At 44.8% G+C, this 16,075-nt stretch carries 21 protein-coding genes; 8 read left to right on the top strand and 13 right to left on the bottom strand.

Features of this window, described 5'->3' with window-relative positions:
• Positions 1-41 precede the first annotated feature (41 nt).
• The 3 genes from HF974_11760 (at position 42) to HF974_11750 (ending at position 3,385) form a co-directional block, all read left to right on the top strand.
• Positions 42-932 (top strand): diadenylate cyclase, encoded by an 891-nt coding sequence (locus tag HF974_11760; protein ID MBC2698984.1) that lies wholly within the window; start codon positions 42-44, stop codon positions 930-932.
• Positions 933-951: 19 nt separating this feature from the next.
• Positions 952-1,755 carry a hypothetical protein gene (locus HF974_11755; GenBank protein ID MBC2698983.1) on the top strand — a complete coding sequence of 268 codons (804 nt, stop codon included), beginning with the start codon at positions 952-954 and terminating at the stop codon, positions 1,753-1,755.
• A gap of 295 nt (positions 1,756-2,050) precedes the next feature.
• Positions 2,051-3,385 carry an ATP-binding protein gene (locus tag HF974_11750; protein ID MBC2698982.1) on the top strand — a complete coding sequence of 445 codons (1,335 nt, stop codon included), beginning with the start codon at positions 2,051-2,053 and terminating at the stop codon, positions 3,383-3,385.
• Between the two features lie 148 nt (positions 3,386-3,533).
• On the opposite strand, the gene HF974_11745 is transcribed toward HF974_11750, so the two are convergent.
• The 12 genes from HF974_11745 to ccsA form a co-directional block, all read right to left on the bottom strand.
• Positions 3,534-3,737 (bottom strand): hypothetical protein, encoded by a 204-nt coding sequence (locus HF974_11745; protein MBC2698981.1) that lies wholly within the window; start codon positions 3,735-3,737, stop codon positions 3,534-3,536.
• Between the two features lie 67 nt (positions 3,738-3,804).
• Complete coding sequence (locus HF974_11740) at positions 3,805-4,413, bottom strand: cysteine hydrolase (protein MBC2698980.1); 609 nt, start codon at positions 4,411-4,413, stop codon at positions 3,805-3,807.
• A 261-nt stretch (positions 4,414-4,674) separates the two neighbouring features.
• Entirely contained in the window at positions 4,675-4,911 is a 237-nt protein-coding gene (locus HF974_11735) for a hypothetical protein (protein MBC2698979.1), read from the bottom strand.
• Between the two features lie 15 nt (positions 4,912-4,926).
• A complete protein-coding gene (locus HF974_11730) occupies positions 4,927-6,000 on the bottom strand; it encodes a threonylcarbamoyl-AMP synthase (GenBank protein ID MBC2698978.1) in 1,074 nt (357 codons plus the stop codon).
• Between the two features lie 255 nt (positions 6,001-6,255).
• A complete protein-coding gene (locus HF974_11725; GenBank protein ID MBC2698977.1) occupies positions 6,256-6,696 on the bottom strand; it encodes a HEPN domain-containing protein in 441 nt (146 codons plus the stop codon).
• Positions 6,668-7,027: a nucleotidyltransferase domain-containing protein gene (locus HF974_11720; protein ID MBC2698976.1), complete on the bottom strand. Its 360-nt coding sequence runs from the start codon at positions 7,025-7,027 to the stop codon at positions 6,668-6,670. Before HF974_11720 ends, HF974_11725 begins: the two co-directional genes overlap by 29 nt.
• 423 nt (positions 7,028-7,450) lie before the next feature.
• The gene (locus HF974_11715; protein MBC2698975.1) at positions 7,451-8,473 is read right to left on the bottom strand and encodes a type II glyceraldehyde-3-phosphate dehydrogenase; all 1,023 of its coding nucleotides are present in this window, start codon (positions 8,471-8,473) and stop codon (positions 7,451-7,453) included.
• A gap of 51 nt (positions 8,474-8,524) precedes the next feature.
• The gene (locus HF974_11710; protein MBC2698974.1) at positions 8,525-8,716 is read right to left on the bottom strand and encodes a CooT family nickel-binding protein; all 192 of its coding nucleotides are present in this window, start codon (positions 8,714-8,716) and stop codon (positions 8,525-8,527) included.
• A 596-nt stretch (positions 8,717-9,312) separates the two neighbouring features.
• Positions 9,313-9,462, bottom strand: coding sequence for a hypothetical protein (locus HF974_11705; GenBank protein ID MBC2698973.1), 150 nt, complete (start codon positions 9,460-9,462; stop codon positions 9,313-9,315).
• Positions 9,452-10,177 (bottom strand): glucose-6-phosphate isomerase, encoded by a 726-nt coding sequence (locus HF974_11700; protein ID MBC2698972.1) that lies wholly within the window; start codon positions 10,175-10,177, stop codon positions 9,452-9,454. The genes HF974_11705 and HF974_11700 overlap by 11 nt, the downstream gene beginning before the upstream one ends.
• A 74-nt stretch (positions 10,178-10,251) precedes the next feature.
• Positions 10,252-10,893, bottom strand: a complete 642-nt coding sequence (locus tag HF974_11695) for a hypothetical protein (GenBank protein MBC2698971.1) — start codon at positions 10,891-10,893, stop codon at positions 10,252-10,254.
• Between the two features lie 75 nt (positions 10,894-10,968).
• A complete protein-coding gene (gene ccsA, locus HF974_11690; protein MBC2698970.1) occupies positions 10,969-12,000 on the bottom strand; it encodes a cytochrome c biogenesis protein CcsA in 1,032 nt (343 codons plus the stop codon).
• 476 nt (positions 12,001-12,476) lie between these two features.
• Between ccsA and HF974_11685 the strand changes: the two genes are divergently transcribed.
• The 3 genes from HF974_11685 to HF974_11675 all read left to right on the top strand — a co-directional run bounded on the left by HF974_11685 (position 12,477) and on the right by HF974_11675 (position 14,630).
• Positions 12,477-13,403, top strand: coding sequence for a hypothetical protein (locus HF974_11685; GenBank protein ID MBC2698969.1), 927 nt, complete (start codon positions 12,477-12,479; stop codon positions 13,401-13,403).
• A 79-nt stretch (positions 13,404-13,482) separates the two neighbouring features.
• On the top strand, positions 13,483-14,160 hold the full coding sequence (gene radB / locus HF974_11680) for a DNA repair and recombination protein RadB (protein MBC2698968.1): 678 nt from the start codon (positions 13,483-13,485) through the stop codon (positions 14,158-14,160).
• Positions 14,161-14,168: 8 nt separating this feature from the next.
• Positions 14,169-14,630 carry a DUF2240 family protein gene (locus HF974_11675; protein ID MBC2698967.1) on the top strand — a complete coding sequence of 154 codons (462 nt, stop codon included), beginning with the start codon at positions 14,169-14,171 and terminating at the stop codon, positions 14,628-14,630.
• Positions 14,631-14,853: 223 nt separating this feature from the next.
• On the opposite strand, the gene HF974_11670 is transcribed toward HF974_11675, so the two are convergent.
• Positions 14,854-15,525: a radical SAM protein gene (locus HF974_11670; GenBank protein ID MBC2698966.1), complete on the bottom strand. Its 672-nt coding sequence runs from the start codon at positions 15,523-15,525 to the stop codon at positions 14,854-14,856.
• Between the two features lie 191 nt (positions 15,526-15,716).
• Here HF974_11670 and HF974_11665 point away from each other — a divergent pair, with 191 nt between their 5' ends.
• Both HF974_11665 and HF974_11660 read left to right on the top strand, forming a co-directional pair.
• On the top strand, positions 15,717-15,815 hold the full coding sequence (locus HF974_11665; GenBank protein MBC2698965.1) for a hypothetical protein: 99 nt from the start codon (positions 15,717-15,719) through the stop codon (positions 15,813-15,815).
• Positions 15,816-15,885: 70 nt separating this feature from the next.
• Entirely contained in the window at positions 15,886-16,023 is a 138-nt protein-coding gene (locus HF974_11660; GenBank protein ID MBC2698964.1) for a DUF2683 family protein, read from the top strand.
• The last annotated feature ends 52 nt before the right edge of the window (positions 16,024-16,075 follow it).

The raw sequence follows: 16,075 nt of genomic DNA, 5'->3' as shown, positions 1-16,075 counted from the left end.
AGATGAGCATCAAATGAACGAACAAGCAGGGGCAATTACTTATGGTTGAAAAAAGCTTTTTAATCCAAAGCGCAGTAAATATCGCCGAAGAGATATCTGCGTCTGCCATAATAATAATGTCAAACGACCTGCCCCTTGAGATTGATACCCATATCCCTGTCATGCTTGCTTCCACATCTGCAATGATGGCGGCCGATCACCTCCTTGAAGCCAGTAATGTGGAAGAAGGAAAAGATTCCACAGGGCGGCTCCAGGCCATCTCCGAGACACTTTATTATAAAGGAACATTGGGGTCAGAACGCATAAGTGATGCTTCAGTTATTGCATTTATTGCTAATATGCTGGCAGCAGACCACGTAGTGGGCATCGTCTCACACGGCGAAACAACCAGTATTGTCGTGCATGACCTGAAAGCCAATCCTGTAGTTAAAGAACTAAGGGCATGCTCGGAGCGGGTCAACCTGAATATCCTAAAATCTGTCCTGATGATCGCCATGGACCTGGGCGCATATGGCAGGGAAGGAAAACCTGTGGGCACTGCTTTTATAATCGGTGACATGGAAGAGGTAATGAAACGTTCCCACCAGCTTGTGTTGAATCCCTTTTTTGGCCATCCTAAAGAAGAACTCAATATCCGCGATCCTGCAAAATGGGAGACTGTTAAGGAATTTGCCCAGCTGGACGGGATATTTGTCATGGACAGCCACGGATATATCCATGCAGCTGGCCGGTATCTTGATGTCAATGCAAGGGAAGTGGAGATGGTTAAAGGCCTGGGCGGTCGGCACGCTTCAGCCGCAGCCATCACACGGGACACGGAAGCAATAGCAGTCACTACATCTGAGAGCGATGGAATAGTCAGGGTCTACAGGGATGGTATCCAGATAATCGAGATCGATCCCAGGGCCTCAAAAGTATCTCGATACAAGTAGGGCCCGGTGTCAATATACCATGGTAAACAGAATACTAAAAATTCTACTCCTGATTGCCCTGATAATGATGGCATTCACCTCAAATGGATGTCTGGGAAGTAAAGACCCGGAACAAATTCAAATTGACCCGGGTGATTTTTCTGCATATGAATTCAGTGTGCAGGAAGGTAAATTCACCAATTCCTCTACATTTTTTTTGTATACGAACAAGACAGTGAGGGCTATCCACACTGTTGTGAACGTACCAAGACTGGATGTGGTTTTGCTAAAAGACATTTCAGGTGTCAAGTCTGAAAAGGGACCAGGGATCGATAATCTGGTGATCATTGGCAATACTGGCAGATCAACGGTTTTTTCAAATATCAATCAATTTTCAAATGTCTCGCACAATGTATCATATTATGAATCCAGTCGTAATAAAAATATACATTTCGAATTTGCAGACACCATCAGTGGTTATGTCGCTTACACTTATTACGTGGAACAAGGCCTGTTCTATCATATCCTTTCCAGGAACGGGACTGTTAACGTGGTGTTGCCCAGGGGTTATGATACAGGCAATATAATCTTTGGTTCTCCAAAACCAAAACCGGACACCAAACAATTAGACGACCAGAACAGGATGTGGCTAATATGGGATAATCCCAATCCAAACCATCAGTTCATCCATGTAAAATATTACAAGTCATCACTACCTACTATAATGGGATTCGTGGGCCTGGTGCTATTGGTGGCGTCTTTGGTCACGACAATATATTTTAAAAATGAGATACGTAAGTTACGGAAAAAAAGGGAAATTATAGATAAGGATAAGGATAATTAATCAGGAGACGTTCGAAACCGGTCTCTCCAACTAACCTTGCTTTTTTTACGATACAAGAAGATATATCTTCATGAATTGTTTCAAGTGTAACGGTCATGCTTGATACACCTTCTGGTTTTTCGAATTAGATCAGGGCTTAAAATCGAAAAAAAGTAAAAAAAATTCACTGAGAGTTATTGTTAGACAGCCTCTATCAGGTATAACCAGATGTACTCCAAGTAAATCCGATCGAAATGAGGATTTTGTGCATTGTAATACACAAAATCTTAAATATTCATGTGTCATAATACAAACTATGCGAAAAGATGATATCATTGCAGTTCTTTCAAGATGGAACTTCTGGACCAATATCCCTGAAACCGGCAAAGAGAGATCGCAGCTTCAGCAGGCTTTAAAATACCTTGGATCAAAAGCAAATAAGGTCGTTGTGATATCCGGTGTAAGAAGAGCTGGAAAAACAGTTCTCACACGGCAGGTCGTAAAGAGGCTCATCGAAGAAGGACACGATGAAAAAAGTACACTAATTATAAACTTTGAGGACCCCTCATTTTCAGAAGAGCTCGATCTGAAACATCTTCAGAGCACCTACGAAGCATACCTTGAGATCATGCAGCCGTCGATGCAGCCTGTGGTGATACTGGATGAAATACAGGATATCCCAAAATGGGAAAAGTTCGTCCGGAGCCTGCAGGAAAGGAACGAAGCCCGCATCATAGTCACAGGTTCCTCGTCTGCCTTGATGAGTGGTGAATTTTCAACAGTACTTACTGGCAGAACGCTTGAGATAAACATGTACCCCTTATCTTTCAGGGAGTTCCTGGACTTCTCAGGCATGGAACTGAGAACACCATCTGATATAATTCTCAGAAAAGATGAGATCATAAGAAGCTTGAAAGTATACGAGGAGTCAGGCGGTTTTCCTGAGGTTGTGATAGAGACAAGCAGTGAACTGAAATTATTAATTATCAGGAAGATATACGAGGACATATTATACAAGGATATTGTAAAGAGATGGTCGGTCAGGAACATCAATAAACTGGAGTTCCTTGGCACATATTATCTAACTAACATCTCGTCGCCTATCACATTCAATAAGATCTCGAAATTCATAAAAATGCCAGTAAAGACCGTTGAAACCTATTCCAAATACCTTGAAGCTTCAAACCTGGTATTTTTCATAAGACGTTTCTCGTTTTCCCTTAAGGAACAGGAGAACTCCCCGAGAAAAGTATATTCAATTGACACAGGTCTTGCAAATTCGGTAGGGTTCAGGTTCCAGGCGAACTACGGGAAGTTCATTGAAAATACAGTAGCTGCACAGTTGCTGCGCAAAAGACTGAAAAATCCTTTTATTGATGTTTATTACTGGAAAGACTACCAGCATCGAGAAGTTGATTTCGTTGTGAAGGAAGGACTGGCTGTCAGGCAGTTGATCCAGGTATGCTATGACATTGACAATTTTGACACAAAAGAACGGGAATTAAAAGCGATTCTGAAAGCATCAAAAGAACTTGAATGTGGCGACCTGCTTGTGATCACATGGGATTACGAGGGCGAGGAAGATTTTAAAGGTAAGACGATCGAGTTTGTGCCGCTGTGGAAGTGGCTGCTGGGTCAGGAAATACACTGATCAGGAATAGGGCGCGCAGAACCACACCTTTGTGTACGATGCGCCCAGGCGCGCTGGTCGGATGGGTCTGATCGGGAATGCGTGAAAGTGTTTGATAGGGAGGTGGGAGTGATATATGTGTTTTTTGAGTCCCACAGAATCTCAAAGGTCATAAGAATTCCTTTTCAACTTCTTCCTGGGTCCGCATCTCAAAAATTGGTGTTTTGCGGGAATCTTCTATCTGTTTTTTGATTTCAAATGAGAGTTCCATTTTGTCTTCTTCAAAATATGATACTACCCCGCCAAACTCTCTTTTGAACGATAATATATCTTCATGAATTGTTTCAAGTGTAAGGGTCATGCCTAGTCCCATCCTCGCCACTCCGCAATGAATTGCGGGGCATCCTTGCCATTCCAGGATTGTTTTCTATCTTCACAGATTATGATGTAATCTTAAGTTTCTCTGCCGTCGTAACCTCACCCAGCATAGGAAAGATTACATTTATGGGAAACTTTTGTAACTCTTCATTCATCGTAGCAACACAGTCGCTGAGCACTATGGTATTATATCCCCTATTAAAAGCACTTCTCACGGTAGTTTCGAGACAAAGGTTTGTTGCAACTCCTGTAAAGATCAGGGTGTCACATTTTAAAGCCTTTAGTATTTGCTCTAAATCTGTATTATGAAAGCCATCCATGGTATTGTAGTTAGTGACTATATAGTCCTCTGGGTGAGGGGCGAGTTCCTCCACTATTCCAAATTGAAATTCGACTTCGCTGGGGGTTATTTTAGTGAAGTCGATCTCCTTAACCTGTTTCCAGAAACCGATATTTGGTAAAACCTGTGGTCTTATATCCAATTTGATATAAATTATTGGGACCCTTGCTTCTCTTGCCTTTTCTATAGCTTTCTTTGTATTTTCTATCATCCTTGTTTCTTTGGCATACTTCCAAACACCCCAAGCTGTATTTAGTCCTTTTTCATCAAGCATAAAATTTTGTGCGTGTCCGACGATAAATGCCGTTCCTTCTCTCTTCATATCGCTCATTTCTTTACCTCCTTATTATTTTAACTCCTTGTTGCAATAACTATCCCTGTACTAATAGTACAGGGTCTTCATATACTTAAATAAAACGATTTGTTGCTTTGAATCCTGCTTAATGGTTATTTGTCAGAGAGCTTGTAAAACATTAAATTATTTTCGTTCCTTTAATGCTGGTAGCTCTTACACACATATCCAGTCATACTCCACACCATCCTCCAAGTTAAACATCATCATTATTGAGGGCAGGATTGTGATAATGAAACATCATTTACCCAGATTTCGTAATATCCGTTTTGCCGTAAGATTAGAAAACAGTGTAAATACGAATATTACAATACCCACCCACACGATCATACTTCCAATTTCCTCAAAATGCGCCAGCGTGAGCAGCAACCCACTGCCAAGAATTATAAGATTTATTTTGGTCAACTTCCTGTTTCGAGTAAGTATGGCAATATATTTCTGTCTCTCAATCATATTTTCCTTTTTATCAGCCTTCACAAAGGTCACATCCTTTTAATTTACTTCAATTAATTCATCAGCAGCTTTTTTCAATCTGTTAAGGACTGCAGTTCCAATCCCGTCAATCACAATCGAACCGTCTGCTATGATCACATCAACATCTTCCAGATCCAGATATCTCAGACCAGCAAAAAGATTGCTGGCAATTGCAGAGGCATCATACCTGCTTCCCAGCAAGAACACACCATCTGCCGGCACACACTCAGACATCTCTTCAACCCCGGCAGTCTCATCGGTCACCAGCAGCCCCACCCGGAGATTCCGATCCCGGCACTCCCTGGCCAGCTCACTTATCGTATCCACAACAGCACTGCTGTTCCCCATAACCAGCACCAGCCTGGTCTCAGGCGAATAATGGGTATATTTCAGGCCGGGCGACCTGACAGCTTCACCTGCACCTGCTGGCCTGTCAGTATAACCAATAAGCACCTCACCCACATATTCCCTTATCTCGTCAATACTGACCCTGCCCGGTCTTAGCAGCACAGGAATTTCCGGGGTCATGTCCACCACCGTAGATTCCACACCCACGCGCACGGCCCCGCCATCGATCACCGCATCTATCCTGCCCGAAAGATCAGCAATAACATGCTCTGCCGTGGTTGGGCTGGGCCTGCCTGAGAGGTTGGCACTGGGTGCGGCAATGGGCGTACCTGCCTCTTTTATCAATCCCAGGGCTATGGGATTGTCAGGCATCCTGATCGCCACTGTATCCAGGCCGCATGTGGTAACGTCAGGCACAATATCCTTACGTTTGAATATCATGGTAAGGGGGCCGGGCCAGAATGCATCCATTAAGACGTGGGCACTATCTGGTACTTCCATGGCAACCATACCAAGCTGCTCTTGGTCCGCAATGTGTACGATAAGGGGATTATCCAGGGGCCGCCCCTTTGCCTTGAATATCTTCCTGACCGCATCCGGGTTCAATGCATCTGCACCCAGACCGTATACGGTCTCAGTGGGAAACGCAACTGTGCCGCCCTGTTGTATGATGCGGGCGGCTGTTTTGATAACCTCTTCCAGGTTGCCGGTGCCTATCTTAAAGACCTGTGTGCTGCAGTTCATAATCTTCCAATAAGTAAATTCAATTACCCTGTTACCCCCATTTATCCAGTGCTGCTTTCAATTCAGTACGGGTTTTTGCATATTCCTCAAGAGATATGCCATCAAGTGATACATCAACTGCATGCATGCGGTTGCGCCAGATACTGTCCCCATAGGATAGGTATGTATCCCGCCGTCGAACTGCATGATAACATCTTTGTCAACTCAGGCACCATCGTGGGTTCCAGCCCGCATGAAGCAACAGGGAACACAGGCTCAATCCTGCCCCGGTCCTGCTCCAGCATATGCAAAGCGTGGTTCTGTGGCACCGAATTTATCGTCTTCAATTTTCCTGATCAATTCCAATGATTTATTGTAAATTCTCTCAACCTCTTCCCGACTTAGTTCACTGCCAAAAAAAGGATAGCGTTCAAAAAAATAAAACGCAGTAGCTTCCTGTGATAGTTCCCTAAACTCTTCAAAGGACAGGTCATATTCAACCATTTTATCAAGAAGTTCTTCAAGATCGTGGGTTCGTTTAAGTCTCCAATTTTTTGATGGCAAAAACCCTTTTATATATTTTTCCAGCATCTGCTGGATCAGATAGGATGAAACTGATACACTACCGCCATGCTTCAACAGGATTTCAACTGCTTTTTTATCCTCGTCGCCTTTTTCGAACCAGTCTTCAGGCAGGCTTGATTCCTTCTCTGACATAAAGTTTCTTTCCTTTTAGTAGAATATCCTCAAAAAACGTATCTCCTTTCTTAAGCTGCCTATCAAGTTCCGAAGGGGTAATGACAAGAGGTGAAAAAGCAAAACCCCATCTCAAGTCAGATACTAATTTCCGGACATTAATCCACCGCTTAAGTGGTGATTCACTGGTATCTTTGATTATCAGCAGATCGATATCACTGTCATCGGTCGGCACCCCGTATGCATAAGAACCGAACAGGATCATCTGTTCAGGTTCATAGTCTTGCCTGAGCCTGCTTACGATATCATCAAGGATTTTTCTTGCTTCTTCAATTCGATTTAGCTTATCCATAGTTTTGTCACATTAACAAAGGATTCAAATACATTATAAAACTTCTTTTTATTTATTGCTACCTTCAATGTATATTAGAAGTATGATATTGTTCCGCCTACTTCCAACACAATTCCTTTCTCCACTTGCATGTGCTGCCCCCCTACACTTACCCGGCCGCCAATCCCTGGTGCTGCTGCCCGCCTTCGCACCTGATATGCTGTAGGAGCACCCTGGGATGGTAGTACAGGGTAGCGGGCACCGCTATGGCTGCTAAAAAATATAGTCTAGAACTGTGCTTCAAAAAGCGAAGCATAGACCATTGGTTTCACATTAACACATTGTGTCATGGCCAACGATTGATTGTCAACCCATATTTATTTTATGGTTAACAACAATGGGGTGGATTAAAATAATTTTAAAAGAAAATAGGGGATAATAGGCCTATTTACCTATCCCCATGGCCTTGTTGGTACTTGCTATGGACTTTGCCCCATCTGATTCCAGTTCGCACATGGCCCGGATCGCATCCACATTCTCAGGCACCACATCTGACTCCTGGTGGATGGCCTGGAAGAAATACAGTTCGCCGTGGTACTTGCTGATACTGTCCTTCCATATCACGTTCTCGAACATGTCACTGCGGCTGCGTCCCAGGTCCCTTGCCAGTTCCATGACCTCTGCCGTACTATTTATGTTATCTTCACCCGATACGAACCTGATACGTGGCCTGCCGGCATACAGGTCAATGATATCCTGTGGCTCGAAATCTTTTTCCAGCTCAACATTCAGTGCATGGAAATGCATGATAGTAGTGGACAGTTTCACAGCCACCGTTGCAATTTCGAGATACGGCATGATGGAATTTACATCCGGCCCGTGGTGGCTGGGTAAGCTGATAGGATTGGGTACAATAGCGTTTATCGGGCCGCTCTTGATATTTCCCGGGTCTGCCGCCCTTCGCATCAGGGTGACCCTGGACTTCTTGACACCGAATTCCTGGTCCAGGGGATACAGTGCCCTGGTCAGTCCGGTGGTGTTACAGCTGACCACGCGGGTCAGGTCCCTGCCAATGGCATCATCATAATTGGCTTCCGAGTTGAAACTAAATCCTGCCAGTTCATGTTCCTCACCGCCCTGCCAGATAGCCTTTACACCATGTTTCAAATACAGGTCCTTGTATGTGGCACCTACTTTGCCGGGGGTGCAGTCTACTACCAGGTCTGTCTTACCAAGTAGCTCGTCCAGTGTACCCGAAACTTCAATGCCTGCCTTGCTAAAGGCTTCTATCTTATCGGAAGTTGATGCATACAGGTCAAAACTCCTGTCTATTGCCAGTTTAGCTTCAAATGACGGGCGGGTTTTCACTACACCCACTATTTCCATATCATCCTGGGCAGAAACTGCATCTCCTACTCGCTTTCCGATGGTACCGTATCCATTAATAGCAATCTTTGCTTTTGACATTTTATTATCCCCTCATTTTTGTTATAGCAGTGGTCATTTTTTTGATGTATTTTAATCGATATTTTCTATCAATGCTTCATTTTTCGTCATATCCACGCGCAATATCCGTCCGGGTAAGGTCATGGTATCTCCAAAAATTCCTGTAATGGTAATCTCATTTCCATCCACAGCCAACCGTACAACATCTTCCATTAATGTTGTTTTATCCTTTCCGTCAATTAAAATGGCATTTAATTCACACATGATGATCAAATAACTGATACGTGGTATAAATAAAATCTTCGAAATCGCGCTTGATCTGTGCTAATATCCTTCAGTAAAAGCACCAGGTCTTGTTACATACACCAGCATGATAGGGCAATTTTGAGCATTAAGGCTATTGCAGTATTTCTTCATGTGTGCCTCATCTGGAAAATAATGACTTGCACTTGCTGTGCAGCGTGAACCTACTAAAAATATACATGTATAACCCGTATTATCTCACCTGGCCATATTTTGTTAATAATTTGCGATTACTAATTATGTCCTATGATTTGCTCCTTCAAAAAACTTTGTTTTTCTACCTCAATATCCAAAAACGAGATATTCTTGTTCTTGGGTGCAAACTCCATAAGTATCTGGTAGTGTTCTTCAAGTCCATTTTTATTAACGTATAGATAAAAGTGGGGTATCCACTTAACTCCCGAAACCTCATATAAGTGGAAGAGTTTAATATTGAGTAATGCCAAAAGCAGACATGGACTGCCCTAAGACATGGAACCAGTTTATGGACTGATTCTCAGATGAAATAGAACGGGAGTTAAATGGATACCCCATTTAGATAAATATATACCTTCCCTTTAAGCTGCCTGGAAAAACCCGGTACCTTGAAATATCATATTCGTATCGCCATACATCCATCCTGTTAACCAGCAGCCGTTTAAAGCGCTCCCGTTGACCAGCAACCGCTTAAAGAAGATCACGTTGACCAGCAGCTGCTTAAAGCACATCCTCGAACAACCACCCGAACTCCTGCGGCCTGTTAAGGAAATCCAGCTTACCCAAATCCTTCACAAGCCCGTAGATCTCCCTGCCCCGGGCCAGCCCCACGTCACTGAAACTCTTGGGCTTTACCTCCCTGACCTCAGGCACATCCCTGTAACCAGGGTTGGCAACAAAACCATCCTCTGTCAGATAGTAGGCCGCACCATACAGTTCCACGTATGGCTCATATACACATGCGAACTCCCTGGACACCCAGTTTGCCATCTTTAGTTCCTTATTGCTGGTATTGATGGTAACATGGCCGTAGTCCGGCGGAATGATCACTTTATCTCCGACCGATGCCCGTACCAGCACTACATCGATCACCGAACCGCCGCCTGTGCGCTTTTGCAGCAGGTAATGCCCCTCGCCAGCAAGTACCTCATACACTTCCGGATACGATATGTCAGTGCCGGGCACAGCAGGGTGGTAATGTCCTGCGGTCTTCACATATTCCCTGCCCAGCATGGCAGGTGGGATGATGGTGATATCATAGCGCAGGCCGTGTTCGAGCATGGTCTCGTGATCGCGGCGGCTCAGTGCCAGGTCCCGGTACATATAATAGAGTTCCCTGTCCCCGCCCCGGAGTATTTCCCTGTCAAGCAGGACAGCTTCAATATCAGACAGCATGCGGATATCCGGTTCCTGCGTCCTGCCCCCGAACGTCAGTGTCCTGTTCATATCTGGCCCCACAATTAAATTGTACACGATACTATATATTGTATTCGAACAGCCAGAAGCAGCGACACTGCACTTCAGGAACTCCTGCCGCCCGATCGCACTAACCTGGCAATGCTCCCGACTTCGCCCGGATAGAACGACAGCACCGTACCCACGGTTATCAGGATGGTTGCCACCCAGAACACTGGAATATGAAACTCGCTGCTGCGCATGCTAACGAAATCGAACACAAATATTACTGTGCCCAGGTGCAACATGGACGAGCCGGTCCGGACAAAATACCCTTCCCGCTCATAGGTCAGCCCGCCCCGCCCCAGCATGGTCAATACCATGACCGCTGCCTGTACCACTATGGAGATTGCAAGCAGGAATGCCAGGCTGGTGCCTATGTTGGTAATTAGTGCTATAAAGAAAGTAGCTGCCAGTATGCCGGTTCCCGCGGCCAGGAGCGACTGCCGGGGTAGTATCCGTTTGGGTATGCACAGTCCCAGTGCCACCAGCAGCAGCACGATGAACGGGTAAATAAGCTGGTTCATGCTGTCGATATAATCCCCGTACATTTGGGTCTGGGTCCACTGGGGTGCAGTCTCGTTGGTGTACGTATAATAGCCGATACCGTACAGACACACCAGACCTATCAACGCCAGCACCGCTGATGTGAGGATCATCAGGTAGAAGTCATAGGTCTTTGGTTTAATATTCAATTCCAGCGTCATAGTATATTCTCCAATTCTCCTTTTCCGGTCTTCCTTTCTTTCCCCTTCCTTTCTTCTAGTCTTCCACTTTCCTCTTCATTGTGTTATGGCATGTATCCCTGGCGCAATGTATGTCAGCAGGTAGGTGAAGACCAGTGACAGGAAGCAGATAATACCCAGTATGGCAGTGGCCCGCCACATATTGCGCCGCTTCAGGTATATCCGTGTATGCAGGTACGCACTGTACAGCACCCACATCATGATACTGCCGTTGATCTTAGGGTCCCACCACCAGTCCTTGCCGTCCCATGCCAGCACGGCCCAGGGGTAGCCGATGAGCATGCCTACTGTGAGCAGTAAGTACCCGACCTTGGCATGGCTGTATGAAATGCGGTCAAATATCTTCTCCCGCCGAAACAGCATGAACACACAGCCCACAAAGGTGACCACCAGGGATGCATATGCGATAAAAAGCATCGGCGGGTGGGTCCACATATACTCTGAATTGTAGAAATATATGATGCGGAAATACAACTGGTACAGTGCACCGTATAACACATTGGGGTCACCTACACCTGCGGCCTGGTACCAGCCTGTTATCTCAGAATGCAGGCCGGGCAGGGGTTCCCTGAAGGGGTTTGAGGTATAATATGTTAGTATACCAAAGGCTGCCAGCATGATGTTCAGGCTTGATGAGAACAGTGCTGTTATTTTTGTTTTTATGAAATCATAGCGGTAGTTGGTTACTGCAAGGAAAATGGACAGGCACAGGGTCCAGAAATATAATTTTTCGGTTTCTATCCATAGGGGCACGGCGAATCTCAGGGACGTTGCACTGATACCCATGGTACTGGCCATATAATTTGCCAGTTCAGGCGGGTAGACCAGTTCTATGGTCTGGTAGATTCGCAGGTGGAACCAGGCAATGATAATAAATCCTATGACCAGCAGTGCCGTATCGATCTCCCTTAACTGTGATGCCAGCCTGAAGGCGCGGCTGTCGTTTGAAAGCATGTGGTAGATAGCAATAATACCAAGGGCAAGCGAAAATATGAAAATGACAGAAATAACAGGCTGACCGATAGTGGTTACTGTTTCCCTGGCAGCAAGGTATTCCTGGTATGACATTTAAGGTTTAATAATTTTTATCTGATAAATAATATGCCAAATTCATAATTTCTGGAACAACGTCGTAATATCCTTCATATCCGGATATATCTGTATATATCCAGTTGTTTTCGTCTATATAGGCTGTCCAACAATTATTGTCAAATCAAACGTTGCAGTACAAATAATCACCATACTAAATTGATCTCCGCCTTTTTTGCCACAGAGCACACAGAGAGCACAGAGTTTTTCCTCTCTGTGTCCTCGGCGCTCTCTGTGGCTATCACTTTCCACAGGATTTTGAATTAATGGACAGCCTTTATAATGATCGTCTCATGGTTTGCGTTCCTGGTGTTCTGGTATTTGATTTGTATCAACCAAAAACCGACGTATGTTTTCCCCTGCTATACTATAATTTGACAAACTATTTCAATACAATTGAATATCAATATAGGAATACAATAACATAAAGTTTCATTCTGTGAATGGTGTTTGGTTTGAACGACAATACCTACAATGGCCTGTATGATGCAGTAAGTGAAATAGGGCAGTCCAGGACTGTGAGAACTGGTAATGAGTGGATACTGGTATTCAGGACCTTTACACAAGAACCAGATGTAATACAGGATGTAAAGGATGTGCTTGCCAGCCTGGATATCGAGGATATACGCTACATTGATTCACTGCTGCTTATCGGCAGTAAGAAGTCGGTAAAGGTTGACAGCAGCCTGGTGGAAGACCTGGTTGGGGACAGGACCAGATCGCCTGTGATAATCAGCAGCATGAAGGATGAGATCGATAGGGATTTTGGGTTCAAGGTCTATGACAGAGGTCCGCACAGACGGCTTGCAGCCAGGATACCCATAATCGAGATCAAGGATTTTAAGGATGAATTCACAGACAAGATAAAGGACAACATCCCGGATGACGGCAGCATTACCCCTGATACCCTGGATGATATACTTTCAGTTTACCTGATAGCAGATGAGACCTATGTCAGGATCGATCCGGGGACGTTCTTCCAGGAGATATTCGATCTTATGCCAAATGTTACGGCTAAAACCGATGGATCCGGAAGACTGACACCACCTGACCGGATAATACTTGGCGAATCACCCAGGGAATTAGTTGAACTGGCACTTAGCAGGCTAAAGCAACATGATATATACCGTGATGTGCAGTTCGTGGAGGCGGCAGGGCTGCCTTATAGCTTTGATGCACTGGCAGTGCAGGAAGATGACGGAGTGTTATTAAAATACATGGATGCCCCCTCGGATGATAATGTATTGCCTATGAAACTGTTTATGGAAGCGCTGGATGTCAGGCAAGGGTGGATACTGACAAGAATACCCGACGATGATGGTCAACCGCTCAATAAATGGGAAAAAGATAACATCTCTGTATTGACAATAAATGACCTGTGAACATAATATTAACAATACTAATAATACGAACGGAGTATTCATCCTGATGGCAGATAATGATACTGATAATGAAAAGAACATGGCCATTGATAAACGCATGCACTCGGGAAGCATGAACCTTGACGACCTGCTGGGAGGTGGGTTCGAACATGGTATTATCACACAGATATATGGTGCTTCCGCGACCGGTAAGACCAATATATGTATGCAGCTTGCTGTAGAGTGTATAAGGACCGGGGAGCGGGTAGTGATAATCGACACTGATGGCTTTTCTGCTGAACGCTTCAGCCAGATAGCGGGTAGTGATGCAAGGGAACTGGCAAAGGACCTCATCATCTACGAACCTGCTGATTTCCATCAGCAGTATTCTGCGATCACGGATGTTGAAAAACTGGCAGGTACCGGTATAGGGCTGATCATCGTGGACTCAGCCACACTTTTCTACCGGATGGGCCTGGTTCCGGATGATAACGGGAATGTACACATCAGGCGGCAACTGGTCGAGATGCTGGCAGGTCTTCACAGGCTGGCAAGGAAGTTCAACATGGTTGTGGTGATCACAAACCAGGTATATACTGACGTGGATAGCGGAGAATTGCAGCCTTTGGGCGGCAATCTCAGCGAACATCTGTCAAAGACTATTATCAAAATGGAACGAGCAGGCCGGGATAAGCGCAGAGCTATTCTGATCAAGCACAGGTCAAGGGCTGAGGGGCAGTCTGTGGAGCTTACTATTTCCGAAAAAGGTGTAGAGTAGGGATTGCAATGAATGAATTGTTGTTTACTGCTGCTATGCCTTTTAAGCGCAAAGGGACAGATGCCATTAAAGAGACCGAGTTTGTAATGGCTCTTTCAATGGACCTGGGCTGGTTCAAACCGGATACTGCCAGGGATTTTATCAATTCAGCCATTGAAAATGGTATTATTTCCAGGGAAGGAGACATGCTCAAGGCACAGTTCGGTATCAGTGACGTACAGATACCTATGGGTTTTAAGCCCGATGTCTCCAGGTTCCAGAAGAAAGAGGTGTTCGAGCAGATCATTGAACGCATCATGATGAATACAGGACTTGAAAAGCAGACGATCATTGCCAAGATCAATAAAAGCCGAAACGAAAAAGGGGGGATGTTCACTATTGAGGTGCTGGGGATACTGATGGCAAGGGAATATGGCATCCAGGTTGATGACCTGATCGGGAAATCTTATATGCGTTTATTGAATGGATAAATATCAGAAATTGGAGTAGGGGTTAAGTTAAGAATTTAGGTAGGAGTAAAGATAAATAAAATTGGGGGATGGGGGAAGGATTGTATGACGGATACGAGGGGGTTGTTTTATCCAATTCCTTCCCGCTTGTTTATTGTACGATTAATGATTGGGCTTTGAGTAAATATACTCGAGCCAAGAGCGGGGTGAAAGTAATAGGGATTGCCGGGGAAATTCCTGCTCTTCAGGAAAAATTTATAATTTTACGATCAACCGGATGGCTCCTGTTCTCAATGGAACTGGAAACATTCCCGAGATACTTGCGTGCCGTTTTTACTGCATCCTGTATCTCCTGCACTCCGGGTCTGCTTGAAAAATTATTGGCTGGTACATACCTGATGATCTTGTATTTGATATCCCCGACCCCTGACAGGAAGCGGGCGATATTCTCGATCTCCCTGGTCTCCACAATTCCTGGAATGTAGACCGTGCTCACTTCAAAATCGAAATCAAGGTCATGGAGCATCCGTATTGCCTCCATCACAGTAGCATTATCTTTTCCTGTGTACCACCTGTGCAGTTTTGGGTCAAGGGCTTTCAGGTCAATGTGTACGGTGATACCGCCAAGGTTCTCCAGCAGTGACCTGTCCAGCAGGTATCCGTTTGTAGACAGGATTACCTTTTTTGCGTCCAGTTCATGTATAAGTGACAGCAATTCCTGCCTGTAAAGGGTGGGTTCGCCTCCTGCCAGCATTACTTCATTTCCTGACGGAATGTGTCCGGCTATACGGGCCGCAGATACTTCTACGTCGCCGTTGTGCCGTTGGTTACTGAAACAGCCCCGGCAATTGAAGTTGCAGCCCGGTATCTGCACTGTGCATCGTGTATCTGACAGGGCAAGGTAGGATATGCGCATTATGTGGAGGGTAATACCTGATAAAATATAACCTGTTCGTCTACTGCTTGATATTTACGGGAAAGCGCTCACTCGTTCGCATTTTCGGGTTTTTTCTTGAGTTTGATGTAAGCAGCCATAATCAGTCAGTAAAAACGTCGGAGAAAATGTCGGAGAAAATGTCGGGGAAAACGTAGGGAAAAATACTAGAGTTGATCAACTCAAATAACCAAATTACCATACCTGAGCTTGCAGGGGAAATTAGCATGACAAAACGCTCGATTGAAAGAATCATCCAGAAGTTGCAATAAAATGGCAAACTTATAAGGATTGGTCCGGCTAAAGGCGGGCATTGGAAAATTATAGAAGGATAAGTTACTCATGGCAACGCAATATGAAGAGAAAATACTCGAACCAGAACTAAAACCTGAATATGTAGAAAAGGCCAGGAAAATAATGCGCCATAAGCCTGTTGATGTGAGTAGTATTGAAAACTTGAGGACCAGGCTGGATATTTGATCTTTATGTACAGCTTAAAGATAAGCCCGACATTGGAAAGACCACCCATAAC

It is taken from the genome of ANME-2 cluster archaeon (assembly GCA_014237145.1).
Taxonomy (GTDB): Archaea; Halobacteriota; Methanosarcinia; order Methanosarcinales; family Methanocomedenaceae; genus Methanocomedens_A.
Note: the sequence above shows the minus strand (reverse complement) of the source record. Positions and strands in the feature narration are given on the sequence as shown.

Coding starts and splice junctions, on each gene's coding strand:
- HF974_11760 (MBC2698984.1), top strand. CDS start 42: ATGGTTGAAAAAAGCTTTTTAATCCAAAGCGCAGTAAATATCGCCGAA.
- HF974_11755 (MBC2698983.1), top strand. CDS start 952: ATGGTAAACAGAATACTAAAAATTCTACTCCTGATTGCCCTGATAATG.
- HF974_11750 (MBC2698982.1), top strand. CDS start 2,051: ATGCGAAAAGATGATATCATTGCAGTTCTTTCAAGATGGAACTTCTGG.
- HF974_11745 (MBC2698981.1), bottom strand. CDS start 3,737: ATGGGACTAGGCATGACCCTTACACTTGAAACAATTCATGAAGATATA.
- HF974_11740 (MBC2698980.1), bottom strand. CDS start 4,413: ATGAGCGATATGAAGAGAGAAGGAACGGCATTTATCGTCGGACACGCA.
- HF974_11730 (MBC2698978.1), bottom strand. CDS start 6,000: ATGAACTGCAGCACACAGGTCTTTAAGATAGGCACCGGCAACCTGGAA.
- HF974_11725 (MBC2698977.1), bottom strand. CDS start 6,696: ATGTCAGAGAAGGAATCAAGCCTGCCTGAAGACTGGTTCGAAAAAGGC.
- HF974_11720 (MBC2698976.1), bottom strand. CDS start 7,027: ATGGATAAGCTAAATCGAATTGAAGAAGCAAGAAAAATCCTTGATGAT.
- HF974_11715 (MBC2698975.1), bottom strand. CDS start 8,473: ATGTCAAAAGCAAAGATTGCTATTAATGGATACGGTACCATCGGAAAG.
- HF974_11710 (MBC2698974.1), bottom strand. CDS start 8,716: ATGTGTGAATTAAATGCCATTTTAATTGACGGAAAGGATAAAACAACA.
- HF974_11705 (MBC2698973.1), bottom strand. CDS start 9,462: ATGTGCTTTAAGCAGCTGCTGGTCAACGTGATCTTCTTTAAGCGGTTG.
- HF974_11700 (MBC2698972.1), bottom strand. CDS start 10,177: ATGAACAGGACACTGACGTTCGGGGGCAGGACGCAGGAACCGGATATC.
- HF974_11695 (MBC2698971.1), bottom strand. CDS start 10,893: ATGACGCTGGAATTGAATATTAAACCAAAGACCTATGACTTCTACCTG.
- ccsA (MBC2698970.1), bottom strand. CDS start 12,000: ATGTCATACCAGGAATACCTTGCTGCCAGGGAAACAGTAACCACTATC.
- radB (MBC2698968.1), top strand. CDS start 13,483: ATGGCCATTGATAAACGCATGCACTCGGGAAGCATGAACCTTGACGAC.
- HF974_11675 (MBC2698967.1), top strand. CDS start 14,169: ATGAATGAATTGTTGTTTACTGCTGCTATGCCTTTTAAGCGCAAAGGG.
- HF974_11670 (MBC2698966.1), bottom strand. CDS start 15,525: ATGCGCATATCCTACCTTGCCCTGTCAGATACACGATGCACAGTGCAG.
- HF974_11660 (MBC2698964.1), top strand. CDS start 15,886: ATGGCAACGCAATATGAAGAGAAAATACTCGAACCAGAACTAAAACCT.